The sequence below is a fragment of the Kitasatospora sp. NPDC058162 genome (genome assembly GCF_042884005.1).
Lineage (GTDB): Bacteria > Actinomycetota > Actinomycetes > Streptomycetales > Streptomycetaceae > Kitasatospora.
In genome coordinates this window covers 343893-367554 of sequence record NZ_JBHVUS010000007.1, presented here as the reverse complement: position 1 = coordinate 367554, position 23662 = coordinate 343893, and the positions used below count along the sequence as shown (strand labels likewise).

At 72.4% G+C, this 23662-nt stretch carries 22 protein-coding genes; 5 read left to right on the top strand and 17 right to left on the bottom strand.

Annotated features, from left to right (window positions below; genetic code table 11):
* Window positions 1–2: 2 nt before the first annotated feature.
* From ACFVXG_RS17325 to ACFVXG_RS17310, 4 genes are all read right to left on the bottom strand, one after another.
* Window positions 3–1130 (bottom strand): DUF4185 domain-containing protein, encoded by a 1128-nt coding sequence (locus ACFVXG_RS17325; protein ID WP_387928356.1) that lies wholly within the window; start codon window positions 1128–1130, stop codon window positions 3–5.
* Between the two features lie 130 nt (window positions 1131–1260).
* A complete protein-coding gene (locus ACFVXG_RS17320) occupies window positions 1261–2034 on the bottom strand; it encodes a hypothetical protein (protein WP_387928354.1) in 774 nt (257 codons plus the stop codon).
* 40 nt (window positions 2035–2074) lie between these two features.
* Complete coding sequence (locus tag ACFVXG_RS17315; protein WP_387928352.1) at window positions 2075–2647, bottom strand: cysteine hydrolase; 573 nt, start codon at window positions 2645–2647, stop codon at window positions 2075–2077.
* Window positions 2648–2726: 79 nt separating this feature from the next.
* The gene (locus tag ACFVXG_RS17310; RefSeq protein WP_387928430.1) at window positions 2727–3935 is read right to left on the bottom strand and encodes an MFS transporter; all 1209 of its coding nucleotides are present in this window, start codon (window positions 3933–3935) and stop codon (window positions 2727–2729) included.
* Between the two features lie 241 nt (window positions 3936–4176).
* Between ACFVXG_RS17310 and ACFVXG_RS17305 the strand changes: the two genes are divergently transcribed.
* Entirely contained in the window at window positions 4177–5112 is a 936-nt protein-coding gene (locus ACFVXG_RS17305) for a LysR family transcriptional regulator (protein ID WP_387928350.1), read from the top strand.
* Window positions 5113–5157: 45 nt separating this feature from the next.
* Here ACFVXG_RS17305 and ACFVXG_RS17300 read toward each other — a convergent pair whose 3' ends face one another.
* Window positions 5158–5451: a hypothetical protein gene (locus ACFVXG_RS17300; RefSeq protein WP_387928348.1), complete on the bottom strand. Its 294-nt coding sequence runs from the start codon at window positions 5449–5451 to the stop codon at window positions 5158–5160.
* Window positions 5452–5567: 116 nt separating this feature from the next.
* On the opposite strand from ACFVXG_RS17300, the gene holA reads away from it, so the two are divergent.
* Window positions 5568–6566: a DNA polymerase III subunit delta gene (holA, locus tag ACFVXG_RS17295; protein ID WP_387928347.1), complete on the top strand. Its 999-nt coding sequence runs from the start codon at window positions 5568–5570 to the stop codon at window positions 6564–6566.
* 108 nt (window positions 6567–6674) lie between these two features.
* On the opposite strand, the gene ACFVXG_RS17290 is transcribed toward holA, so the two are convergent.
* The 3 genes from ACFVXG_RS17290 to ACFVXG_RS17280 form a co-directional block, all read right to left on the bottom strand.
* The gene (locus ACFVXG_RS17290) at window positions 6675–7505 is read right to left on the bottom strand and encodes a hypothetical protein (RefSeq protein ID WP_387928345.1); all 831 of its coding nucleotides are present in this window, start codon (window positions 7503–7505) and stop codon (window positions 6675–6677) included.
* Window positions 7506–7772: 267 nt separating this feature from the next.
* Entirely contained in the window at window positions 7773–8039 is a 267-nt protein-coding gene (gene rpsT, locus ACFVXG_RS17285) for a 30S ribosomal protein S20 (RefSeq protein ID WP_238741111.1), read from the bottom strand.
* 211 nt (window positions 8040–8250) lie between these two features.
* Complete coding sequence (locus ACFVXG_RS17280) at window positions 8251–8556, bottom strand: antibiotic biosynthesis monooxygenase family protein (protein WP_387928343.1); 306 nt, start codon at window positions 8554–8556, stop codon at window positions 8251–8253.
* 224 nt (window positions 8557–8780) lie between these two features.
* Between ACFVXG_RS17280 and lepA the strand changes: the two genes are divergently transcribed.
* Window positions 8781–10649 carry a translation elongation factor 4 gene (gene lepA, locus ACFVXG_RS17275; RefSeq protein ID WP_387928341.1) on the top strand — a complete coding sequence of 623 codons (1869 nt, stop codon included), beginning with the start codon at window positions 8781–8783 and terminating at the stop codon, window positions 10647–10649.
* Window positions 10650–10723: 74 nt separating this feature from the next.
* On the opposite strand, the gene ACFVXG_RS17270 is transcribed toward lepA, so the two are convergent.
* From ACFVXG_RS17270 to ACFVXG_RS17255, 4 genes are all read right to left on the bottom strand, one after another.
* The gene (locus tag ACFVXG_RS17270) at window positions 10724–11806 is read right to left on the bottom strand and encodes an NAD(P)/FAD-dependent oxidoreductase (RefSeq protein ID WP_387928339.1); all 1083 of its coding nucleotides are present in this window, start codon (window positions 11804–11806) and stop codon (window positions 10724–10726) included.
* Window positions 11807–11915: 109 nt separating this feature from the next.
* Window positions 11916–12833 (bottom strand): RNA polymerase sigma factor SigJ, encoded by a 918-nt coding sequence (sigJ, locus tag ACFVXG_RS17265; RefSeq protein WP_387928338.1) that lies wholly within the window; start codon window positions 12831–12833, stop codon window positions 11916–11918.
* Between the two features lie 164 nt (window positions 12834–12997).
* Window positions 12998–14896 (bottom strand): ABC transporter ATP-binding protein, encoded by a 1899-nt coding sequence (locus ACFVXG_RS17260; protein ID WP_387928429.1) that lies wholly within the window; start codon window positions 14894–14896, stop codon window positions 12998–13000.
* Window positions 14897–15066: 170 nt separating this feature from the next.
* Complete coding sequence (locus tag ACFVXG_RS17255; RefSeq protein WP_387928336.1) at window positions 15067–16800, bottom strand: ABC transporter ATP-binding protein; 1734 nt, start codon at window positions 16798–16800, stop codon at window positions 15067–15069.
* Between the two features lie 326 nt (window positions 16801–17126).
* Between ACFVXG_RS17255 and ACFVXG_RS17250 the strand changes: the two genes are divergently transcribed.
* Both ACFVXG_RS17250 and hemW read left to right on the top strand, forming a co-directional pair.
* On the top strand, window positions 17127–19049 hold the full coding sequence (locus tag ACFVXG_RS17250; protein ID WP_387928335.1) for an AMP-dependent synthetase/ligase: 1923 nt from the start codon (window positions 17127–17129) through the stop codon (window positions 19047–19049).
* A 57-nt stretch (window positions 19050–19106) separates the two neighbouring features.
* Window positions 19107–20336 carry a radical SAM family heme chaperone HemW gene (gene hemW / locus ACFVXG_RS17245; protein ID WP_387928333.1) on the top strand — a complete coding sequence of 410 codons (1230 nt, stop codon included), beginning with the start codon at window positions 19107–19109 and terminating at the stop codon, window positions 20334–20336.
* Here hemW and ACFVXG_RS17240 read toward each other — a convergent pair.
* The 5 genes from ACFVXG_RS17240 to htpX are packed head-to-tail and all read right to left on the bottom strand — an operon-like array spanning window position 20333 to window position 23431.
* Window positions 20333–20734, bottom strand: coding sequence for a PIN domain nuclease (locus ACFVXG_RS17240; protein WP_387928332.1), 402 nt, complete (start codon window positions 20732–20734; stop codon window positions 20333–20335). The two genes, hemW and ACFVXG_RS17240, sit on opposite strands and share 4 nt — an antisense overlap.
* Window positions 20731–20964: a type II toxin-antitoxin system VapB family antitoxin gene (locus ACFVXG_RS17235; protein WP_387928330.1), complete on the bottom strand. Its 234-nt coding sequence runs from the start codon at window positions 20962–20964 to the stop codon at window positions 20731–20733. Before ACFVXG_RS17235 ends, ACFVXG_RS17240 begins: the two co-directional genes overlap by 4 nt.
* A gap of 59 nt (window positions 20965–21023) precedes the next feature.
* Window positions 21024–21851: a DUF3097 domain-containing protein gene (locus ACFVXG_RS17230; RefSeq protein WP_387928328.1), complete on the bottom strand. Its 828-nt coding sequence runs from the start codon at window positions 21849–21851 to the stop codon at window positions 21024–21026.
* A gap of 23 nt (window positions 21852–21874) precedes the next feature.
* The gene (locus ACFVXG_RS17225; RefSeq protein ID WP_188304454.1) at window positions 21875–22459 is read right to left on the bottom strand and encodes a hypothetical protein; all 585 of its coding nucleotides are present in this window, start codon (window positions 22457–22459) and stop codon (window positions 21875–21877) included.
* Window positions 22460–22510: 51 nt separating this feature from the next.
* On the bottom strand, window positions 22511–23431 hold the full coding sequence (htpX, locus tag ACFVXG_RS17220; RefSeq protein WP_387928325.1) for a zinc metalloprotease HtpX: 921 nt from the start codon (window positions 23429–23431) through the stop codon (window positions 22511–22513).
* Between the last annotated feature and the right edge of the window lie 231 nt (window positions 23432–23662).

Sequence of the window (23662 nt, the reverse complement as noted above, 5' to 3'; positions counted from 1 at the left end):
GATCAGGACAGCATGTTGATCCGGTACTGCATGATCCGGTAGTTCGTCAGGTCGTACCACTGGCTGACGACGATGTGGAAGTTGCCGAAGGTCGAGCCGGGGATGACGAACCCGCCGTAGGGGCTGGCGACGAAGTTGGCGGTCTCCTGGCCCGGGGTGCCGGGGAGGATCATGGCCTGTTCCAGGGTCCTGGTCAGGTCCGAGGTCGGGAGGGCGAAGACCATCGCCCTGATCGACAGCGGGTCCGTGTTCAGCCAGGTGAGGACGTACTTGCCGTCCATGGCGCGGAAGCACAGCTCCCCCCACTTGCGGGTGCCGAAGACGGTCGTCGGGGCGGGGGCGTTCCACTGCCAGGTGCCGTCGGCGTAGCCCCAGGGCTCGTAGGCGTCCGGGTTGCCGAGGCTCTCTTTCCGCACCCGGTGCAGCAGCATCCCCGATTCCACCTTGCGGTTGAAGACCGTGGACAGCACGTAGCAGTAGCCGTCGTCGGCCACGGCGTAGGTCTTCTGCTGGAACTGGCCGCCGTGCAGGTCGCCCGGCCACTGGCACAGGTACTCCCAGGTCTGGCCGTTGTCGGTGGAGCGCCAGAAGTCGGTGTGGTGGGTGTCGTAGATGACCCCGCGCATGAGGTGCATGTACATCACGCCGTCGACGACGAAGGCGTCGGAGGGGATCGCGGTCGTGTGCGCGGTGTCGCCGACCGGGGTGTGCGGTTCGTCGACGAGGCTGATGCCGTAGGCGCCCCGGACGATGCCGTCGATGCGCAGGTTGTTCAGGTCCGCGCTGCTGGAGCGCAGGCCGACCGGGGCGTTCCACTGGCCGTCGAAGAGCTGGTCGCCGTCGAAGGTGTCGCCGCAGACGAAGAGCATGGTGCCGTCCGGGCACAGGACGGGGATGCCGAGGTCGGTCCACGGAGCGCCGAGCGGCCCGGTCTCGGCCGGGCCGCTGAGGTTCTTCAGCTTGGTGGCGATCGTCGGACCGGTCGGGTCGTACGGGCCGTTGGCGAGCGCGGCGGGAGCGCCGGAGCCGATGGCCCCCGCCCCGACGGCGACGCCGATGCCGATCTTGAGGAGTTGGCGGCGGGAGGGCCCGCCGGTCGTCTCGTCGTGTCCGCCCGAGGAGGGTGTCATGGTGTCGGTGGCCTTCCGAATCGACAGCCGGATCCCGCGGCTTCGCCCGGATCGCGCACCCGGGGCGGCGACGGGGCGCCACCGAGGGTATGGCGACCCGTAGCCGTCCGATCGGTGGGTGGAGCGACCTTCACCCGAATTGGGTAGGGCCCGCGGGGGCCGGTGGTTCGGGGTAGTCCGGGCACTGTCCGACGAAGCCCTCCGAGACCGGCTGCCACGCGCCGGTGTTCCGGCCTCCCCTCAGCCGGTGCACCTGTTCGGAGGCCTGGAGCAGCTGGGCGGTGGTCAGGGGGACGGCGGCCGTGAACACCCGTCCGAGGTGGCGGCAGTGCACCACCGGGCGGAGCTCCTCGGAGTACGGCTCGCCGACCAGGGCGAACAGGTCGGGCAGTGTCCAGCCCAACGGGCCTGCCAGGCAGCGGAGTCGGAACTGCCGGTGCCGGTCCGCCTCCCAGCGGGACACCATCTGGTGCAGCGTCGGGCGGGACAGGCCGGTGAACGGGAGTTCACGGACGCCGAATCCGCGGTTGCGGAGCAGTCCGTTGAGCACGGCGGCCCAGCCCGTCTCGGCGGGCCGGCGGTGGGGCGAGGCGGGCTGTACGAAGGGACCGGGGGCGTCGGTCCGCGGCAGTGCGCGGACGAAGGCCTCCAGCGCGGCCAGCTGCGCGTGGTCGCAGTGGCTCGCCAGGTAGGCGAAGTGCTCCATGGCCTTGACGTCGCGCTCCGGCGGGAGCAGGTCCGCCGGGACGGGGCGGCCGGTGATGACGTACAGGTCGGCGAGCGGCAGGTCGAGTTCGGCGGCGAGTGTGGCGAGTGCGGCGAGCGCGGCCGGCGCGGCGGGCTCCTGAGGGACGGTGGCGGCGCTGCCGACGGCCAACTTGTTGAGTATCTCGGCTCGTTCCATGCGGGGAACCCAGCGCGGGGCCCGCCCTCGACGTACCGGTTCAGCCGGCCCGGAGCAGGGCGGGCAGTCCGGCGGTGTCGACGAGGTGGGCCCGGGAGGGGAGGACCCGGCGGAGCAGGGTGTCGTGGAGGTCGGGGTCCGGGTCGGCGACGCCGTCGGACAGGACGTGCAGGCGGTAGTCGCGGTCGGCCGCGTCGAGGACGGTGGACAGGACCGCGCCGCCGGTGCTGAGGCCGGCGACGACCAGGGCGGTGATGCCGCGCTCGCGCAGCTGCCGGTCGAGGCCGGTGGTGGACAGGGCGCCGTGGCGGGTCTTGCGTACGACGATGTCGCCGCCCTGGGGGGCCAGGCGTTCGTGGACGGCGGCGGCCTGGTCCTGGTGGTGCAGGGCGCGGTGCCGGGCCAGTGCGGCGAAGGTCGGGTGGGCGGCCGGGACGGCCGCCCAGTCGGCCTCGGTGAAGCCGAGGCGTACCGAGGCGATGGTGCCGCCCGCCGCCCGGACGTCGGCGACGGCCCGTTCCAGGCGGGTGAGCAGGGCCTCGCGGGCCCCGGTGTCGGGCAGGGCGGCCAGGACCGCGGGTTGGCAGTCCAGGACGAGTAGCGCGGTGCTCATGGGGGTGTCCTCCGTGCGGGCGGGGAGCGGGTGGGGCGTGGGCGGGGAGCAGGGGTTGCCGAGGGCGGCACCGGCGGCGTCAGGAGCGGCTGGGGGACGGTTCCGGTGCGCGTGGCGAGGGTTCCTGGTCGCCTCGCGGGAGGAGCAGCGGGGTGGCCAGGATGAGCAGGCCCGCGACGGCGAGTGCGGGGCGCGGGCCGGTGGTGTCGGCGAGGAGGCCGCCGAGCGCGGTGCAGACGGCGATGGCGGCCTGCTGGCCGATGGACCAGGCGGACAGGGTGCGGGCGAGGAGGTGTTTGGGCGTGCGTTCGAGCCGGTGGGTGGCGAGCACCGGGGTGTAGAGGCTCATGTTGACGATGATGGCCAGCTCGACGGCCATCACGGTGATCAGGCCGATGACGCCGGGGCGGACGAGGACCAGGCCGATCAGCCACACGGCGCGCAGGGTGCCGACGGTCCGGAAGACCCGGCGCCGGCCGTAGCGGGTCACGACGCGCTGGGCGAGCCGGGAGCCGATGAGTCCGCCGAGGCAGGGGGCGGCGAAGGCGAGGCCGTACTGCCAGGGCGGGAAGTGGAGTTGGCGCAGCATGAGGACGGCCAGCAGCGGCTCGGTGGCCATGATCAGTCCGGAGACGAGCAGGTTGTTGAGGTAGAGCGCCCGCAGGTCGGGGTCGCCGAGGATGTGCCGCCAGCCGTCGAGGACCGCGCCGGCCCGCACCGGGTTCCGGCCGGGCGGCGGCGGTGCCTCCTCCCGGCCGTGGATGGCGCCGATGCCGAGTGCGGAGAGCAGGTAGCTGAGCGCGTCGGCGACCACGGTGGTGACCGGTCCGAACAGGCCGATGGCCGTCCCGCCGAGTGGCGGTCCGATCGCGATGGAGCTCCAGTTCGTGGACTCGAAGCGGGAGTTGGCGACCAGCAGGTCCTCGGGCCGGACGAGGGCCTTGAGGTGGGCGCCGGCGGCCGCGTTGAACGCGATCTTGGCCGCGGCGACGACGGCCGAGACCGCCAGCAGTTGGACGAAGCCGAGCCGCCCGAAGGCGTAGGTGAGGGGGATCGTCGCCATGGCCGCGAACCGGGCCAGGTCCATGGTGATCATCACCGGGCGCTTGCGCCGGAACTCCACCCAGGGGGCGAGCGGCAGCGCGATCAGCGCGCCCATCGCGGGGCCCACGGCGGACAGCGCGGACACCTCGGCGGGTCCGGCGTGCAGCACCAGCACGGCGAGCAGCGGCAGCGCCCCGAACCCCAGCCCGGACCCGTACGCGCTGACCGCGTACGCCGCCCACAGCCAGCCGAACCGCCGCCCCAGCCGTCTCCTGCCGAACCTGCCCGCATCGCCGGCCGTGCCTGCCCCGTCTGCCGCACCTGCTGCGTCCCGCGTGCCCACCATGTCCGGCGCACTCCCTCGGCATCCCGTTCGAACAAACCGACGTTGACCGGGGAGAGCTAACCGAGCGGCACAATCGCAGGTCAAACAACCGACCCGCCCGCCGGGTACAACCGTCCGTTGTTCTCTAAGGTGGGCCGACGTGGACCTCGAAGCCGTACGAACCTTCGCCGCCGCCGCCGAAGCCGGCCAGTTCCAGAAGGCCGCCGTCGACCTGTCGGTCACCCAGCAGGCGGTCTCCAAACGCATCGCCGCCCTGGAGCGCGACCTGGGGGTGCGACTGTTCACCCGCACCCCGCGCGGCGCCGAACTGACCATCGACGGACAGGCGTTCCTGCCCCACGCGCGCGAACTGCTGCGCGCCGCCGAGCGCGCGGTCGCCTCGGTGCGGACGGGCCGCCGCCCGCTGCGGGTCGACATCATCGCCTCGCGCGGCGCCGGGTCGGGCCTGATGCGCGACTTCCACCGCGCGCACCCGGGGATCGAGCTCGACGTGGTGATGCTGTTCGACGTCGAGGCGGCCGTCACCGCGATCCGCTCGGGGGCGATCGACGCGTCCTTCCGCGCCGTCGCCGCGCCCGGCCGGCCCTTCCCCGAGGACATCGAGTCCGTCCGGGTGCTGGACGAGCCGCTGCAGCTCCTCACCGGCCCCGCCCACGCGCTGGCGGGCGCCCGTTCGGTGACCGTCGCCCAGCTGGTCGGCCACCGGATCTGGATGCCCGGCATCGCCCCCGGCACCGAATGGGCCGCCTACTACGACGACCTGGTCGCCGAGTTCGGCCTCACCATCGAGGCGACCGGCCCCAACTTCGGCTCCGACGCGCTCCTGGACACCGTCGCCGACACCCCGGCCCTGGCCACCTTCATGAGCGAGCGCACCCGCCTGGTCTGGCCCGCCGGGCACGGCCTGCGCCGGATCCCGGTGACCGACCCGACGCTCGTCTACCCGCACTCGCTGCTGTGGCACCGGGACAACCCCCACCCCGCGCTGGCCACCCTCCGGGCCCACCTCGCCGCCACCACGCCCGCCCACGACGCCCCCGGGACCTGGCGGCCGGACTGGGTGCTCCCGGACTGACCACCTCGGGAACGCCGGGGGCGACGGGGACGGGCGACGGCCGGGTCAGGCCTCCTCGCGCCAGCCCTCGTAGGAGGCCGCGAGGGTGTCGAGGGCCTGGAGCAGGGCGGGGGTCCAGCCGTCGGACGGGGGGTCGAGGACGACGAGCCACTGGGCGTCCTCGGCGTCGTCCTCGCCGGCCAGCGCGTCGCGGACGACCTCCAGTTCGCCGAGGTCGGGGTGGGCGGCGGAGAGCTCCTCGGCGGCCTCGTCGGCGGTGTCGCGGTCGGGCAGGACGAGCAGCTGGCGGACGTGCGGGTCGTCGACGTCCGGGAGGTGGTGGGTGTGGTTCTCGGTCACCGAACCATTCTCCAGGTCGGGCCGGGCACCCCCGCAGGGCGGTCGGCCTTCATCGAGCGCCGGGGCCCCGGCCGTACGGGCGGGAGTGTCCGCGGCGCGTGGGATGCTGGTAGGCGATGGCCAGGAAGAGTGCACCCGACGACCTGCTCGCCCCGCTGACCCTCGCGGTCGGCCAGGAGGAGCTGCTGCTGGACCGCGCGGTCGCCCAGGTGGTGGCCGCGGCGAAGGCGGCGGATCCGGACACCGACGTGCGGGACATCCCGCCCGGCGGGCTGCAGCCCGGCAGTCTGGCCGAGCTGACCACGCCCTCGCTGTTCGCCGAGCGCAAGGTGATCGTGGTCCGGGCCGCGCAGGACCTCTCCGCCGAGTCGGTGAAGGAGGTCAAGGCGTACATCGAGGCGCCGGCCGAAGAAGTGATCATCGTCCTGGTGCATGCCGGCGGGGCCAAGGGCAAGGGCCTGCTGGACGCCGGGCGCAAGGCGGGCGGGCGCGAGGTGGCCTGCCCCAAGCTGGCTAAGGCGGGCGAGCGGCTGGCCTTCGTCAAGGGCGAGTTCCGCACGCTGGGCCGCGCCGCGACCCCGGAGGCCTGCCAGGCGCTGCTGGACTCGCTCGGCAGCGACCTGCGCGAGCTGGCCGCCGCGTGCAGCCAGCTGACCTCGGACGTCGAGGGCACGATCGACGAGACGGTGGTGGCCCGCTACTACAGCGGCCGGGCCGAGGCGACGGGCTTCGAGGTGGCCGACCTGGCGGTCACCGGTCGGGCGGCCGAGGCGCTGGAGCGGCTGCGCTGGGCGCTGGCCGTCGGCCAGCCGCCGACCGGCATCACCTACGCGCTGGCCTCCGGCGTGCGCAGCATCGGGCGGCTGGCGACGACCGGGCGGAACATGCGTCCGGCCGATCTGGCCCGCGAGTTGGGCATGCCGCCGTGGAAGGTGGACCGGGTCCGCCAGCAGATGCGCGGCTGGACGGGCGACGCGGTGGCCACGGCGCTGACCGCGATCGCCCAGGCCGACGCCGCCGTCAAGGGCGGTTCGGCCGACCCGGCCTTCGCCCTGGAGCGGGCGGTGGTGGCCGTCGCCAAGGCCGCCCGGGCCGGGTCCCGACCCGCGTACTGAGCCCTCCGAGCACCGCCCCCCGCGCGGAGCTCCCCTGCGCGGAGCTCCCCTGCGCGGAGCTCCCCTGCGCGGAGCTCCCCCGCGCGGAGCTCCCCCGCGCCCCGACCGCTACTTGCGCATCGCGCGGACGGCGTCCGACGCGTCGGCCTGCAGGGCCGTCCGCAGGTCCTCCTTGGACATCGGCTTGCCCTTGCCCTCGGTGTAACTGCCGGACCAGGAGATGTAGTAGGTCATCCCGCCGTCGCGCACCTCCACCTCGGCGCTGACGCTGTGCCAGCTCTTGTCCGAACTGCCCGGGTCGTCCTTGTAGTTGAAGTACGCCTCCTCGCCGAGGCCCGGGATGTCGGTGATCTGGTAGCCCCGGGACCGGTAGGCCTCCTTGGCGGCGGTGAACTCCGGTGCGGGGTTGATCGCCCGGTGCAGGTCGGCGTGCAGGTAGACGCTGGCGAACTCGCCGGTGGCGGTGGTGTCGCCGATCCGTTTGAGGGACGTCGAGCAGGTCATGCTGTCCAGCGCCGGGTTGCGGTCGGTGTGGTGGGTCGGCGGGTAGGCGGGGTCGGGGGTGTAGGTCTTGAACAGGTTGTTCGGCTTCCCGGTGGCGCAGAAGTCGTCCGAGGCGTGGTAGCTGCCGAGGCTGCGCGGGGCCGAGCTGCCGCTGCTGCCGGAGACCATGCCCGGGATGGCCAGCACCGCGGCGGCCCAGCCGGCCGAGGCGAGGGCCGCGCCGACGAAGGCCCAGACGGCGTTGCGGCGCAGGCCTCCGCCCGTGGGCGGTGCCGTCCCGCCGCCCGGTGCGGCGGGCAGCCCCGGTGTGGGCGGCAGTCCGGGCGGCGGCCCGAAGCCGCCGGCGCCCGGCGGGGGCGTGTGCTGCGGGTACCCGTAGCCCGGCCCGTTCGGGCCCGGGGACGGTGGCGGCGGTGGCGCAGGCGGCGTCGTCATGGAAGTTCCCCCCTCGGGACCGGCACCGGAGGTGCTCCCCGCACCTCCGGCCGCGACTGACCGACCATAGCGGCCCGGGCCGGGAACGCGACAGGCGCCGTGCTCGGCCTCCTGAAGAGGTCGAGCACGGCGCCTGCCGTATAGCTCGTGTGCACCGCACCCGCGTGGCGAACGCAGGCCGCGTGCGGTGCGAATCTCGCACGCCTCGGGGTTCCGGGTAGAGGGCCGGGTCGCCCTGAGGCAGTGGGGGCGGAGCCCCCGGGGGCGTCAGGCCTGGACGGCGTTGACGCGCTTGGTGATGGCCGACTTCTTGTTGGCGGCCTGGTTGGCGTGGATGACGCCCTTGCTCACGGCCTTGTCCAGCGCCTTGGAGGCGGCGCGGGCCAGCACGACGGCCTTCTCGGTCTCACCGGCGGCAGCGGCCTCACGGGCCTTGCGCAGAGCGGTCTTCAGCGAGGACTTGACGGCCTTGTTGCGCAGGCGCGCCTTCTCGTTGGTCTTGTTGCGCTTGATCTGGGACTTGATGTTCGCCACGAAGGAGCCTCAGTCTTGTGAATGGTTACTGGGGGTCCCCCCGGCCGGAGGCTGGGGGAGGGCTGCACCGTGCGGCCGTCGGACCAGCTGAGAGGGCATGCCGAGGCCAGGTGCAGCAGCCCACGCTACCAGGGGCCCGCCGCCCGCCCCAAACCGGCGGCCCACCCCGGGCGCGGGGCCCGAGCGGGCCCACGCAGGTCCGCGCGCGGATTCAGGCGCTCAGCACCGGCTCCCCGTAGTGCTCGACCTCCGGGAACGGCCGGTAGAAGCGGTGCAGCAGCTCCCGCCACCGGACGTACTCGGCCGAGCCGCGGAAGCCCTCGGTGTGGTCGGCGAGGGTCTCCCACTCCACCTGCAGCAGGAAGCGCGAGCCGCGCCCCTCGTCCAGGCAGCGGCGCAGTTCCAGGGAGCGGAAGCCGCGCTGGACGGTGATCAGCGGACGGGCTTCGGCGAAGGCGGCGAGGAACTCGTCCTCCCGGCCGGGCAGGACGTCGAGCAGGGCGCTTTCCAGGATCATGGCAGCCCATCCTGCCGCCGTCCGCCCGGACGGGGAAGGGCCGGGCGAAGCCCCTCGGGGCGCCCTGCGGAAGGCTGCGAGGTGCCCGAACGGCGTTCCGGCCCGCGGTCGTGGGAAGATGGGAGGAACTATTTCGATCGGACGAGACTGTCCGGTCCCCGGGATAGCCGGTCAGCGATGATCCGGACACCCCCGGCCCCGGACCAACGGAGAATCGGACCAAGGTGCCCGCGACCCCCAGCAATGTGCCACAGCCCAGCCGTACCGACCCGGCGCTGATCCGCAACTTCTGCATCATCGCCCACATCGACCACGGCAAGTCGACGCTCGCAGACCGGATGCTGCAGATCACCGGCGTCGTCGACCCGCGGCAGATGCGCGCCCAGTACCTCGACCGGATGGACATCGAGCGCGAGCGCGGCATCACCATCAAGTCGCAGGCGGTCCGCCTCCCGTGGGCCCCGAAGACCGGGCCGGACGCCGGGACGACGCACATCCTCAACATGATCGACACCCCCGGCCACGTGGACTTCACGTACGAGGTGTCCCGCTCCCTCGCGGCCTGCGAGGGAACCATCCTGGTGGTCGATGCCGCCCAGGGCATCGAGGCGCAGACCCTCGCCAACCTGTACCTGGCGCTGGAGAACGACCTCACGATCGTCCCGGTCCTCAACAAGATCGACCTGCCGGCCGCTCAGCCGGAGAAGTACGCCGCCGAGATCGCCCACATCATCGGCTGCGACCCCTCCGACGTGCTCCAGGTCAGCGCCAAGACCGGTCTCGGCGTCGAGGACCTGCTGGACCACATCGTCAACACCGTCCCGGCCCCGGTCGGCGTCAAGGACGCCCCGGCCCGCGCGATGATCTTCGACTCGGTGTACGACTCCTACCGCGGCGTGGTCACCTACGTCCGTGTCGTGGACGGCCAGCTCACCAAGCGCGAGCGCATCGCGATGATGTCCACCGGCGCCACCCACGAGCTGCTGGAGATCGGCGTCATCTCGCCCGAGCCGAAGGTCGCCGACGGCCTCGGCGTCGGCGAGGTGGGCTACATCATCACCGGTGTGAAGGACGTCCGGCAGTCCAAGGTCGGTGACACGATCACCTCGATGCACAAGGGCGCCACCGAGCCGCTCGGCGGCTACAAGGACCCGCGCCCGATGGTGTTCTCCGGCCTGTACCCGCTGGACGGCTCGGACTACCCGCTGCTGCGCGACGCGCTGGACAAGCTGCGCCTCAACGACGCCGCCCTGGTGTACGAGCCGGAGACCTCGGTCGCGCTCGGCTTCGGCTACCGCTGCGGCTTCCTCGGCCTGCTGCACCTGGAGATCATCCGGGAGCGCCTGGAGCGCGAGTTCAACCTCGACCTGATCTCCACCGCCCCCAACGTGGTCTACCGGGTGGTGATGGAGGACGGCAGCGAGCACACCGTCACCAACCCGAGCGAGTTCCCGACCGGCAAGATCTCCGACGTCTACGAGCCGGTGGTGCGCGGCACCATCCTGGCGCCGAACGAGTTCGTCGGCGCGATCATGGAGCTCTGCCAGTCCCGCCGCGGCAGCCTCCAGGGCATGGACTACCTCTCCGAGGACCGGGTCGAGCTGCGCTACACCCTGCCGCTCGCGGAGATCGTCTTCGACTTCTTCGACCAGCTGAAGTCCAAGACCCGCGGCTACGCCTCGCTCGACTACGAGCCCATCGGCGAGCAGAGCGCCCAGCTGGTGAAGGTCGACATCCTGCTGCACGGCGACGCGGTGGACGCGTTCTCCGCGATCGTGCACAAGGACAAGGCCTACGGCTACGGCGTGATGATGGCCGGCAAGCTGCAGAAGCTCATCCCCCGCCAGCAGTTCGAGGTGCCGATCCAGGCCGCGATCGGCTCCCGGGTGATCGCCCGTGAGACGGTCCGCGCGATCCGCAAGGACGTCCTCGCCAAGTGCTACGGCGGTGACATCTCCCGCAAGCGGAAGCTGCTGGAGAAGCAGAAGGAAGGCAAGAAGCGGATGAAGATGGTCGGCAGCGTGGAGGTCCCGCAGGAGGCCTTCATCGCCGCGCTGTCCACCGACGCCGAGACGCCGAAGGACAAGAAGTAGGCGTAGCCGCGAGCGCTACGAGGAGGGCCCGGGCAGCCGCCCGGGCCCTTCCGCGTTCCTCCGGGGGGCGGCGGCTACTTGAGCGCACCGAGGACGACGGAGACGATCCCGGCCTTGGCCAGCCGCCCCGCGGTGCCGGTCAGGACGGTGGGCTTCATCGCGTCGTCCGGGTGGACCAGCTGGAGCAGCCCGTCCCGTCGGCCGAGGCTGAGGCACTGCACGACGTACTTGAACGCGAACGGCTCCGAGGTGCGCCCGTCGAGCAGTCGGCCCACGTACTGGCCCTGCGGCAGCGCGGTGGCGCAGCCCATCCGCAGGGTGCCGACGCCGGGGACGGTGACCGCGGCGGCGTCGCCGACCACGTGGACGTCCGGGTGCGAGACCGACCGCAGGTGGTCGTCCACCAGGGCCCGGCCGCGCTCGTCCACGGCGAGCCCGGCCTCGGCGGCCAGCGGGTGGGGCTCCAGCGAGGCGGCCCACAGGGTGAGGTCGGCGTCGATCGGTCCGGCGGTGGTGCGCAGGCCGTCGGGGGTGACCTCGGTGACGGCGACGTCCTCGTGGACGTCGACGCCGAGCCGGTCGAGGACGCGCCGGATGTGGGCCCGACCCTTGGGCGAGTAGGAGCCGCCGACCGGGCCGGCCGCCACGATCCGCACCCGCCAGTCGGGGTGGGCCTCGGCGAGTTCGGTGGCCAGTTCGATGCCGGTGGCGCCGCCGCCGACGACGGCCAGGGTGCCGGGGCGGTCGGCCGCGGCGATCAGCCGGCGCACCTCGGCGGCGCGCTCCACGGGGTGGGCGTGCTCGGCGGCGCCGGGGACGCCGTGCCAGGCGGTGCGGCTGCCGAGGGCGTAGACGAGGGTGTCGTAGCCGAGGGCGCTGCCGTCGTCGAGGAGGACCTTGTGCCCGGCCAGGTCGAGTTCGACGGCCCGGGCCCGGCGGTGCTCGACCCGGCGGCCGCGGGCGAGGTCGGTAAGGGCGGGCCAGTCGCGGCCGCGGCCGGCCGCCGTCTCGTGCTGGCGGATGCGGTGCAGCAGCCGCTCCTCGGGGGCGACCAGGGTGACGGCGCGGTGCCGTCCGGCGCCCTTGGCCGCGGTGAGTCCGGCGTACCCGGCGCCCAGGACGACGATCCGCCGGCCGGTGCTGGTGGTGCTGTTCATCTCGTCCGCCTCCCTGCGGGAGCGCTCCGGTGGAGCGCTGTTCGGGAAGGGGACGACGCGGCCGGTCAGGGTGTGACGGTGATCCGCGTCACAGCCGCGGAGTCGGGCGTCACGGGGCCGTGACCGGGCCGATCCGGGTGAGCTTCTCGGGGTTGACCACGACGAAGGCCTCGGTGATCCGGCCGTCGGCCACGGCGAAGGCCAGCACCCCGGCGACGCTGCCGGTGCTCCGCTCGTACCAGACCAGGCCGGGTTCGCCGTTGACGGCTGCGAGGTCCATCGCCGCGTCGGGGGTGAACCACTTGGCGACCAGGCCGGCCACCAGCCGGGCCACCTTGTCGGCGCCGCGCACCGGGCGGGCGGCGGCGCGGACGATGCCGCCGCCGTCGGCGTGCCAGATCACGTCCGGGTCGAGGACCTCCATCAGGCCGAGGATGTCGCCCCGGGTGCTGGCGGAGGCGAACGCCTGGACGGCCCGCCGGTGTTCGGCCGGGTCGGCGCCACCGGCGGGCCGGCCGCCGTCCTTGACCCGGCGGCGGGCCCGGGAGGCGAGCTGGCGGGTGGCGTCCGGGGTGCGCTCCAGGGAGGCGGCGATGTCGTCGAAGCCGACCGCGAAGACGTCGTGCAGGACGAAGGCGGCCCGCTCGGCCGGGGTGAGCTGCTCCAGCACGGTGAGCAGGGCGAGCGAGACGGACTCGCCGAGCTCGGCCAGTTCGGCGGGGGAGTCGGGGCCGTCCGCGTAGGAGACGGACGGCTCGGGCAGCCACTCGCCGTAGTAGGCCTCGCGGCGGCTGCGGGCGGAGCCCAGCTGGTCGTAGCAGAGCCGGGTGACCACGGTGGTCAGGAAGGCGCGCGGATCGGCGACGGCGGTGCGGTCGGCGGCCTGCCAGCGCAGCCAGGCGTCCTGGAGGACGTCCTCGGCGTCGGTGAAGGAGCCGAGCAGCCGGTAGGCGACCGAGCCCAGGTAGCGGCGGTTCGCCTCGAAGGCGTCGGGGGCCGGTCCGGGGGCGGTGGGCTGGGCGGTCACGAGGGTCACCGTAGCGAAGGCGGTCGAACTCCGCGAGGGCCGGGGTCGCGGGGCGGGGGAGCGGAACAGGAGGCCGGGAACGCGATGGCCGGGAACGCGAAGGGCCCGGAACGCGAAGGGCCGGGGCGGGGTGCTCCCGTCCCGGCCCTGCACAGGGGTCCGCGTCAGTCCACCTCGGCCACGGCCTCCGCGAACTGCGCCTGGTAGAGCCGGGCGTAGGCGCCGTCGGCGGCGATCAGCTCGTCGTGCGAGCCCTGCTCCACGATGGAGCCGTTCTCCATCACCAGGATGACGTCGGCGTCCCGGATGGTGGAGAGGCGGTGGGCGATGACGAAGCTGGTGCGGCCGGTGCGCAGCCGGGCCATGGCCCGCTGGATGAGCACCTCGGTGCGGGTGTCGACCGAGCTGGTGGCCTCGTCCAGGACGAGGATCGAGGGCTGGGCGAGGAAGGCCCGGGCGATGGTGATGAGCTGCTTCTCGCCGGCGCTGACGCCGGTGCCCTCGTCGTCGATGACGGTGTCGTAGCCCTCGGGGAGGGTGCGGACGAAGCGGTCGACGTGGGCGGCCTTCGCGGCCTCGATGACCTGCTCGCGGGTGGCTCCCTGGGCGCCGTAGGCGATGTTGTCGGCGATGGTGCCGCCGAACAGCCAGGTGTCCTGGAGGACCATGCCGATGCCGGAGCGCAGGTCCTCGCGGGACATCGCGGCGATGTCGACGCCGTCGAGGGTGATCCGTCCGGAGCTGACCTCGTAGAACCGCATCAGCAGGTTGACCAGGGTGGTCTTGCCGGCGCCGGTGGGGCCGACGATGGCGACGGTCTGGCCGGGTTCGACCTTGAGCGAGAGGTCGTCGATGAGCGGCTTGTCGGGGTCGTAGCGGAAGGCCACGTCCTGGAAGGCGACCCGGCCGTGGACGGTGTCGGGCTTCTCGGGCACGGCCGGTTCGGCGCTCTGCTCGGGGGCGTCGAGCAGTTCGAAGACGCGCTCGGCGGAGGCGACCCCGGACTGCACCAGGTTGGCCATGCTGGCGACCTGGGTGAGCGGCTGGCTGAACTGCCGGGAGTACTGGATGAAGGCCTGGACGTCGCCGATGGACAGCGAGCCGCTGGCCACCCGCAGGCCGCCGACCACCGCGACCAGCACGTACTGGAGGTTGCCGATCAGCATCATCGCGGGCTGGATGATCCCGGAGATGAACTGGGCGCGGAAGCTGGAGTGGAACAGCGCCTCGTTGTGCTCGCGGAAGGTCTCGGCGGACTCGCGCTGCCGGCCGAACACCTTGACCAGGGTGTGGCCGGTGTACATCTCCTCGATGTGGGCGTTGAGTTGGCCGGTGGACTTCCACTGCTGGACGAACTGCGGCTGCGCCCGCTTGCCGACCTTGGCGGCGACGACCACCGAGAGCGGTACGGAGACCAGGGCGATCGCGGCGAGGATCGGGGAGATCCAGAACATCATCGCGAGCACACCGACCACGGTGAGCAGCGAGTTGACGATCTGTCCCATGGTCTGCTGCATCGACTGGCCGATGTTGTCGATGTCGTTGGTGACCCGGCTGAGCACCTCGCCGCGCGGCTGCTTGTCGAAGTAGCTGAGCGGCAGCCGGGCGAGTTTGGCCTCGACGTCCTGGCGCAGCCGGTAACTGGCGGACTGGATCGCCCTGGTGGCCAGGCGGCCCTGGACGATGCCGAAGACGGCGGAGGCGACGTAGATGCCGAGCACCCAGAGCAGGACGGAGCCGATGGCGCCGAAGTCCATGCCCTGGCCGGGGGTGAAGTCGACGGCGGAGAGCACGTCGGCGATGCCGCCGTCGCCGTGGGCGCGCAGTCCGGCGATGACCTCGGCCTTGGAGGTGCCGGGCTGGAAGCGGGCGCCGATGACGCCGGCGAAGATCAGGTCGGTGGCGTTGCCGAGGATCTTGGGGCCGGTGACGGCGCAGCCGACGCTGAACACGCCGAGCAGCAGGACGCCGATCAGGACGTTGCGTTCGGGGCGGAGCAGGCCGAGCACGCGCTTGCCGGAGCCCTTGAAGTCCATGGACTTCTCGGTGCCCTGGCCGCCCATGAAGCGGCCCGGTCCGGCCGGTCCGCGGCGGGCGGCGGCGGCCTGGGAGTCGCTGGGGAGCTCGTCCGAGGGCTGTCCGGCTCCGGGGCCGGCGTTCGGCCCGGTGTTCGGTCCGGCGTTCGGCGCGGCGTTCGGCCCGGAGGGTTTCCCGGCGGGCTTTCCTGGGGTGGTCACGCCGCCTCCTGCTCGGTGAGCTGGGAGAGCACGATCTCCCGGTACGTCGGGTTGTCGGCCATCAGTTCGTGGTGGGTGCCGGTGCCGACGACGGCGCCCTCGTCGAGGACGATGATCCGGTCGGCGTCGCGGATGGTGGACACGCGCTGGGCGACGATCAGGACGGTGGCGTCCGAGGTCTCGCGGGCGAGGGCCTTGCGCAGCCTGGCGTCGGTGGCGTAGTCGAGCGCGGAGAAGGAGTCGTCGAAGAGGTAGACGTCGGGCCGCCGGACGAGTGCCCGGGCGATGGCCAGGCGCTGGCGCTGGCCGCCGGAGACGTTGCTGCCGCCCTGGGCGATGGGGGCGTCCAGGCCCTCGGTCAGCTTCTCGACGAAGTCCTTGGCCTGGGCGATCTCCAGGGCGTGCCAGAGCTCCTCGTCGGTGGCGTCGGGGCGGCCGTAGCGGAGGTTGCTGGCGACGGTCCCGGTGAACAGGTAGGGCTTCTGCGGGACGATGCCGACGCTGTCGGCGATCGTGTCGGGGGAGAGCTCGCGCACGTCCACGCCGTCGAGCAGGACCTGGCCGGAGGTGGCGTCGAAGAGCCGGGGGACGAGGCCGAGCAGGGTGGACTTGCCGCTGCCGGTGGAGCCGATGATGGCGGTGGTCTCGCCGGGCCGGGCGGTGAGGTCGATGCCGCGCAGCACGGAGGCCTCGGCGCCGGGGTAGCGGAAGTCGACCTCGCGCAGTTCCAGGTTGCCGCGGCGCGGCAGCTCGGTGATCGGGGCGGCGGGCGGGACGACGCTGGAGGAGGTGCCGAGGACCTCCTCGATGCGTTCGGCGCAGACCTCGGCGCGCGGCACCATCATGAACATGAAGGTGGCCATCATGACGCTCATCAGGATCTGCATCAGGTAGGAGAGGAAGGCGGTGAGCCCGCCGATCTCCATGCCGCCGCTCTCGATGCGGTGGGCGCCGAACCAGAGCACCGCGACGCTGGAGACGTTCACGACCAGCATGACGGCGGGGAACATCACCGACATCAGCCGGCCGACCTGCCGGGCGACCTGGGTGAGGTCCTCGTTGGCCCCGGCGAAGCGTTCCTGCTCGTGGCCGTCCTTGACGAAGGCGCGGATGACCCGGATGCCGGTGATCTGCTCGCGCAGCACCCGGTTCACGGTGTCGATCTTCACCTGCATGCTGCGGAACTTCGGCCGCAGGGCCCGGACCAGCAGGACGACGACCACGCCGAGTACGGGGATGACGGCGAGCAGCAGGCCGGACAGCGGGACGTCCTGGTTGAGCGCCATGATGATGCCGCCGACGCACATGATCGGTGCGGCGACCATCAGGGTGAAGCTCATCAGGGCCAGCATCTGGACCTGCTGGACGTCGTTGGTGGTGCGGGTGATCAGCGAGGGCGCGCCGATCTGGCCGACCTCGCGGGAGGAGAAGCTCTGCACCCGGTCGAAGACGGCGGCGCGCAGGTCGCGGCCGAAGGCCATCGCGGTGCGGGCGCCGTAGTAGACGGCGCCGATCGAGCACAGCGCCTGGACGAGGGTGACGCCGATCATCACGGCGCCCAGGCGCAGGATGTAGCCCGTGTCGCCCTTGACCACGCCCTGGTCGATGATGTCGGCGTTGAGCGTGGGCAGGTAGAGCGACGCGAGGGTGGACACCAGCTGGAGCGCCACCAGCAAGGTGATCGGTCGGGAGTATGGGCGCAGGTACGCCCGGAGCAGTCTGATCAGCACTGGCACACTCTTGTCTTCGCCGGTCGGGTTCGCACCCCAATTCTCGTCGTTCTGGGGCGTCGGACAGACGATTAGGGGGTTGTCCGGCTGAGGTTTGCCGGGCCTTTGCCATCGGGGCCCGGTCGGAGCCCCGGCAGGACCGGCACCGGCGCCGCGAGGGCGTGCCAGCTGGGGTCGCCCCCTTACGGAATGACTGATTTCCCCCTAGGCTGCTGACTACGCCCTTGTTACTGACCGGTACCGCCCGTGTTAACCGGGGCCCGGCGGCCGCCCCCACGGACGCCGCGACCATCCCTCAGACGGCCACCCGCCCCCGGAGGTCCTCGTTGAGTTCCGCGCAGTCCCTGATCGACTCCGGCAGTGCCGACATCGTCGCCGGGCGTCCCGCCTCCGTCGCCCACCTGTTCCTGGAGCGCGTCGCCGCGACGCCGAACGCCGAGGCCTACCGCTACCCCGCCACGGTGGACGAGCACGCCGCCGACGGCGGACCGGGCGCCGAGCAGTGGCGCTCGCTCACCTGGGCGCAGACCGCGGTCCGGGTCAAGGCGGTGGCCGCCGGCCTGATGGCGCTCGGCATCCAGCCGGAGGACCGGGTCGCGCTGGCCTCCTCCACCCGGGTCGAGTGGATCCTCACCGACCTCGGCGCCATGTGCGCGGGCGCCGCCATCACCACCGTCTACCCGAGCACCAACGCCGACGAGACGGCCTTCATCCTCTCCAACTCCGGCTCCCGGGCGATGTTCGCCGAGAACGCCGCCCAGCTGGCCAAGGCCGTCGAGCACATCGACGAGCTGCCCGAGCTGCGCACCGTGATCCTCTTCGACGCCCCCGCCGAGGCTCCCGAGACGGCGGGACTGGACCTGATCACCCTCGCCGAGCTCGAACGCCGCGGCGCCGAGTACCTGGAGCAGCACCCGGACGCGGTCGAGAAGGCCGTGGCCGGCCTCGACAAGGAGCAGTTGGCCACCCTCATCTACACCTCCGGCACCACCGGCCGCCCCAAGGGCGTGCGCCTGGTGCACGACTGCTGGGCGTACGAGGGCAAGGCCCAGGAGGCCAGCGGCCTGCTCGGCCCCGACGACGTCCAGTTCATGTGGCTGCCGCTGTCGCACGTCTTCGGCAAGACGCTGATCTCCGGCCAGATCGCCACCGGCCACGTGATGGCCGTGGACGGCCGGGTCGACCGGATCATCCACAACCTGCCGGTCATCCGGCCGACCACCATGGCCTCGGCGCCGCGCATCTTCGAGAAGGTCTACAACGGCATCGCCGGCCGGGCCCGGGCTGAGGGCGGCGCCAAGTACAAGATCTTCCTGTGGGCCGCCCAGGTCGCCCGCGAGTACGCCCGGGTCGTCCAGGAGAGCCGGATCGCCACCGGCACCGAGAGCGCCCCGCTGGGCCTGCGGCTGCAGCACGCGCTCGCCGACAAGCTGGTGTACGCGAAGATCCGGGCCGCTTTCGGCGGCCGGCTGCGCGGCGCCGTCTCCGGCAGCGCCGCCCTCGCCCCCGAGATCGGCTACTTCTTCCTCGGTGCCGGGGTGCCGATCCTGGAGGGCTACGGGCTGAGCGAGACCAGCGCCGGCTCCTGCGTCAACCGCAAGGAGGACGTCCGGATCGGCACGGTCGGCCGCCCGCTGCCCGGCACCGAGGTGCGGATCGCCGAGGACGGCGAGATCCTGCTGCGCGGGCCCGGCGTCATGCGCGGCTACCACGACCTGCCGGAGAAGACCGCCGAGGTGCTGGAGCCGGACGGCTGGTTCCACACCGAGGACATCGGCGAGCTCAGCCCCGACGGCTTCCTGCGGATCACCGACCGCAAGAAGGACCTGTTCAAGACCTCCGGCGGCAAGTACGTGGCGCCCAGCGAGGTCGAGGGCAAGTTCAAGGCGGTCTGCCCGTTCGTCAGCAACATCCTGGTGATCGGCAACGGCCGCAACTTCTGCACCGCGCTGATCGGCCTGGACGAGGCGGTGCTGATGCCGTGGGCCGCCGAGCGCGGCCTGGCCGGCAAGAGCTACGCCGAGCTGGCCGCCGACCCGGCCGTGCACCAGCTGATCGAGGGCTTCGTCAAGCGGGTCAACGCCGACCTCCAGCGCTGGCAGACGATCAAGAAGTTCCACCTGCTGCCGCGCGACCTCGACATCGAGCACGGCGAGCTCACCCCGAGCCTGAAGATCAAGCGCCCGGTGGTCGAGCGGACCTACGCCGACGCGGTGGCCGCCATGTACGCGGGCGCCAACGAGGCCTGAGCCGCCCCCTCCCGTACGGCTCACCGGTTCGGGTGAGTCGTACGGGACAATGGGGTCATGCCCTCCGCACTCCCCGACGGCGAACCGGTGCCGTCCGACGGTTCCCTGCCCGCGCACGCCCTCACCGGGCTGGGCGACCGGCCGTTCGGCTTCTACCTGCACGTCCCGTACTGCGCCAGCCGCTGCGGCTACTGCGACTTCAACACCTACACGGCCACCGAGCTGCGCTCCTCCGGGGCCGTCGCCTCGCAGGAGACCTACGCGGACAACGTGGTCGCCGAGATCCGGCTGGCCCGGCGCGTCCTCGGGGAGACCGACCTCCCGGTGCGGACCGTGTTCCTCGGCGGCGGCACCCCCACCCTGCTGCCCGCCCGCGACCTGGTGAAGATGCTCGCCGCGCTGCGCGAGGAGTTCGGGCTCGCCCCGGACGCCGAGGTCACCACCGAGGCCAACCCCGAGTCCGTCGACCCGGCGTACCTCGCCGAACTGCGCGAGGGCGGCTACAACCGGATCTCCTTCGGCATGCAGAGCGCCCGCCCGCACGTCCTGAAGCTGCTCGACCGCCACCACACCCCCGGCCGCCCCGAGGCCTGCGTGGCCGAGGCCCGCGCGGCCGGCTTCGACCACGTCAACCTCGACCTGATCTACGGCACCCCCGGCGAGTCCGACGACGACTGGCGGGCCTCCCTGGACGCCGCGATCGGCGCCGGGCCCGACCACGTCTCCGCGTACTCCCTGATCGTCGAGGACGGCACCAAGCTGGCCGCCCGGGTCAAGCGCGGCGAACTGCCGATGATCGACGACGACGTGCACGCCGACCGCTACCTCATCGCCGAACGGGCGCTCAGCGCGGCCGGGTACTCCTGGTACGAGGTCTCCAACTGGGCCACCACCCCCGAGGGCCGCTGCCGCCACAACGAGCTCTACTGGACCGGCGCCGACTGGTGGGGCGCCGGCCCCGGCGCCCACAGCCACGTCGGCGGCGTCCGCTGGTGGAACGCAAAGCACCCCGCCGCCTACGCCCAGGCCCTCGCCGAGGGCCGCACCCCGGCCCTGGGCCGCGAGGTCCTGTCGGACGAGGACCGCCGGGTCGAGCGCATCCTGCTGGAACTGCGCCTGGCCGACGGCATCCCCCTCGACCTCCTCGCCCAGGCGGGCCGCCAGGCCGCCGCCAAGGCCCTCGCCGACGGCCTCCTCGCCGAGGCCCCGTACCAGCAGGGCCGCGCCACCCTGACCCTCCAGGGCCGCCTCCTGGCGGACGCCGTCGTACGTGACCTGGTGGACTAGCAGATCCGGCGGACGGGCTGGCCGGTGAGTTCGGCGATGGTCTCGAAGTCGGCGTCCTGGTGCAGCACGGTCAGCTTGTGCTGAGCGGCAGTGACGGCCACCAGGAGGTCGACCGGGCTCGCGCACTGGTGTCGGCTCGACTGCGCCAGCCGTTCCTGGAGTTCGGCGGCCGCCTGCCAGGCGCTGTCCCGCAGGTGCTGGTACGGGAAGAGCTCCCGCAGGAGGCCGGCCGCCTCGAAGTAGGCGGCCCGGCCGCCGACGGCGCGCAGGTACTCCAGCCGGACCGGCTCGCAGAGCAGGACCAGGCCGGCGGTCACGGCTTCGTCCCAGGCCGATCCGGTCTGGCCGCGCATGAGCCGCACCAGCGCGCTGGTGTCGATCAGGAATTCCTCGGTCACGCTGCGGGCCTCGCCGATCCGCTCGGGTCGTCGGGGTAGCCGATGGCCGAGAAGTCGATCTCGCCGGTGGCCACCATCTCGCGCATCCGGGCGAGGGCCGCCGCGCGTCGTCGCCGGTCCGCTATCTCCCGGAGGGCGGCGTTGACGGTGTCCTTCTTGGTGCTGGTGCCGAGGTAGCGGGCCGCGTCGGCGAGCGCCTCGTCGTCGAGATCGATCACGGTGCGGGACATGGGGACCTCCCGGGGCGGCGTATATACGTTACGCAAACAGGATATACGCGTTTGGGCCCTCACTCCGGGAGGGCGGTGAAGTCGATCAACTCCTCGACCTTGGCGAGGAGTTCGGGCTCCAGGTCCTTGTAGCTGTCGACCTTGGAGAGGATGTGCTTCCAGGCCGCCGGGGTGTCCACGGGCCAGCCGAGGCGGCGGCAGGTGCCCTGCTTCCAGTCCTCGCCCCGGGGGACGGCGGGCCAGGCGGGGATGCCGACGGAGGAGGGCTTCACGGCCTGCCAGATGTCGATGTAGGGGTGGCCGACGACCAGGACCGATGAGCCGGTGACCTGGGCGGCGATGCGGTGTTCCTTCGTCCCCGGGAGCAGGTGGTCGACCAGGACGCCGAGGCGGCGGCCGGGGCCGGGGGCGAAGTCGGCGACGATCGCGGGGAGGTCGTCGATGCCCTGGAGGTACTCGACGACGACGCCCTCGATGCGCAGGTCGTCGCCCCAGACCCGCTCGACCAGCTCGGCGTCGTGCCGGCCCTCGACGTAGATGCGGGACTCGCGGGCGACCCGGGCGCGGGCGCCGGGGACGGCGAGGGAGCCGGAGGCGGTGCGGGCGGGGGTGCGGGGCGCGGCGGGGGCGGTCGGGCGCACCAGGGTGACGGCCTTGCCCTCCAGCAGGAAGCCGCCCGGCACCAGCGGGAAGACCCGCTGCTTGCCGAAACGGTCCTCCAGGGTGACGGTGAACCCCTCCGCGGTCTTCTCGCACCGCACCACCGCCCCGCAGTAGCCGGTGGCGGCCTCCTCGACTACCAGGTCCCGCTCGGCCGGCACCTCGGGTGCCGGCCGCTGCTTCTTCCACGGCGGGGTGAGGTCGGGTCCGTACTGGTGGCTGCGCATGGGGCGATTTTACGGACGGGGCGTCAGAGGCCCGGCGCCCCCCAGACCGGGAACCAGCGGCTGAGGTCCTTCTCCAGCCGTAGGTCGTTCCCCAGCGTCGCGTTGACCTGGAGCTCCAGCGGGCTGTTGCGCCGTTCGCCGCCGCCGGGCATCGGGGCGAAGGGGTAGAAGGTGCCGCGCTTGTAGAGGTAGACCAGGGCCAGCGACTGGCCCTGCGCGTTGCGGAAGCCGACCAGGGAGCAGAGCAGCTGCGGGCCGAAGCCGTTGGCCTCCAGCTCGCTGTTGACCGCGTGCAGGTCGTTGACCAGTTCCGGGAGTTCCTCGGGGGTGTGCCGGGTGAGCAGCCAGGAGTAGCCGTAGCCGTCCTTGGAGGCCTCCACCGGGACGCCGCCGCGTTCGGTGTCGGCGTCCAGCAGGGCCCGGACCTGCTGTTCGACCTGGACGAAGGCCGCGCCCTCGACGGCCGCGAAGCAGACCGAGCCGAGCCCGGTGGGGAGGAACCCGGCCGCGGCCTCCAGGGTGAGCGCGGCGGACGGCACGCCGAACAGCTGGTCGAGGTCGGGCTTGACGGGCTTGGTGCGGCCGAACAGGGCGTCCAGGAATCCCACGGCGGTCCTCTCGGGCGGGTCAGTGGCGGGTCGGCAGGTCGGTAGGGGGGGTCAGCGGCCGAGCTGCTCGGAGATCTTCGCCAGCTGGGCCAGCCGCTTCTCCAGGCTCGGGTGGGTGGAGAGCAGCTGGGAGGCGGTCTCCTTGGCGCTCAGCGCGGGGGCGAAGTAGAAGGCGTTGTAGGGCTGGGACTTGCGCAGGTCCTCGGTGGGGATGGCCGCGATCTGCCCGGTGACCTTGGTGAGCGCCGAGGCGAGGGCGCTGGGCCGGCCGGTGAGCTGGGCGGCGGCCCGGTCGGCGGCCAGCTCGCGGTAGCGGGACAGCAGCCGGGTGAGCAGGAAGCTGATCGCGTAGACGACGATCGACACCAGCGGGATGATCAGCGCCGCGAGGGCCGCGTTCTGGTCGTTGTTGTTGCGGTTGCCGCCCATGAACCCGCCGTACATGGCGATCCGGGTCATGGCCCCGGCGAGCACGCCGAGGAAGCCGGCGATGGTCATCACCGCGACGTCCCGGTGGGCGACGTGCGACAGCTCGTGCGCCAGGACGCCCTCCAGTTCCTCCGGTTCGAGCCGGCGCAGCAGGCCGGTGGTGACGCACACCACGGCGTTCTGCGGGTTGCGGCCGGTGGCGAAGGCGTTGGGCATGTCGTTGTCGGCGACCGCCACGCGGGGCTTGGGCATGTCGGCCAGCGCGCAGAGCCGGTCGATGGTGCCGTGCAGCTGGGGGTACTGCTCCTCGGTCACCTGGTGGGCGCCCATGGCCCGCTCGGTGATCTTGTCGCTGAACCAGAACTGGGCCACGAACAGCCCGCCGGAGATCAGCACGATCAGCGGCCAGGCCCCGCGCAGCAGCGCGATCAGCAGGCCCGTGAAACCGACGTACAGCAGCCCGATCACGAACATCGTCCCGATCATGCGGCCGGTCAGGCCGCGGTCGGGCGCGAAACGGGTGTGCTGGCCCGAGCTCGACATTGCTTGCTCCTCCGTTCGCCGTCGCTTTCGATGCTGCCACCCGGACGGCCCCGGGGCACCACCCGCGCACGGGGAGTGTCGTGGCGGCCGTCCGGAACTGCGGGCAGGATCACCCCGGCCGGGCCGTTCCTGCGGTAGGACCCGGGCCGTACACTGGCAGGTACGGTTTTGGCACTCGTGTGTGCAGAGTGCCAGGGTCGGGGCCCTTTCCGGAGTGGCTCGCAGCATCAC

What these genes read in the sequence shown, in the direction of transcription:
- ACFVXG_RS17290 (WP_387928345.1), bottom strand. Translation starts at nt 7,505, where the DNA reads ATGACGACGCCGCCTGCGCCACCGCCGCCACCGTCCCCGGGCCCGAAC.
- holA (WP_387928347.1), top strand. Translation starts at nt 5,568, where the DNA reads ATGGCCAGGAAGAGTGCACCCGACGACCTGCTCGCCCCGCTGACCCTC.
- hemW (WP_387928333.1), top strand. Translation starts at nt 19,107, where the DNA reads ATGCCCTCCGCACTCCCCGACGGCGAACCGGTGCCGTCCGACGGTTCC.
- ACFVXG_RS17325 (WP_387928356.1), bottom strand. Translation starts at nt 1,130, where the DNA reads ATGACACCCTCCTCGGGCGGACACGACGAGACGACCGGCGGGCCCTCC.
- ACFVXG_RS17280 (WP_387928343.1), bottom strand. Translation starts at nt 8,556, where the DNA reads ATGATCCTGGAAAGCGCCCTGCTCGACGTCCTGCCCGGCCGGGAGGAC.
- htpX (WP_387928325.1), bottom strand. Translation starts at nt 23,431, where the DNA reads ATGTCGAGCTCGGGCCAGCACACCCGTTTCGCGCCCGACCGCGGCCTG.
- ACFVXG_RS17260 (WP_387928429.1), bottom strand. Translation starts at nt 14,896, where the DNA reads ATGGGCGGCCAGGGCACCGAGAAGTCCATGGACTTCAAGGGCTCCGGC.
- ACFVXG_RS17270 (WP_387928339.1), bottom strand. Translation starts at nt 11,806, where the DNA reads ATGAACAGCACCACCAGCACCGGCCGGCGGATCGTCGTCCTGGGCGCC.
- ACFVXG_RS17320 (WP_387928354.1), bottom strand. Translation starts at nt 2,034, where the DNA reads ATGGAACGAGCCGAGATACTCAACAAGTTGGCCGTCGGCAGCGCCGCC.
- ACFVXG_RS17230 (WP_387928328.1), bottom strand. Translation starts at nt 21,851, where the DNA reads ATGCGCAGCCACCAGTACGGACCCGACCTCACCCCGCCGTGGAAGAAG.
- ACFVXG_RS17315 (WP_387928352.1), bottom strand. Translation starts at nt 2,647, where the DNA reads ATGAGCACCGCGCTACTCGTCCTGGACTGCCAACCCGCGGTCCTGGCC.
- ACFVXG_RS17235 (WP_387928330.1), bottom strand. Translation starts at nt 20,964, where the DNA reads ATGTCCCGCACCGTGATCGATCTCGACGACGAGGCGCTCGCCGACGCG.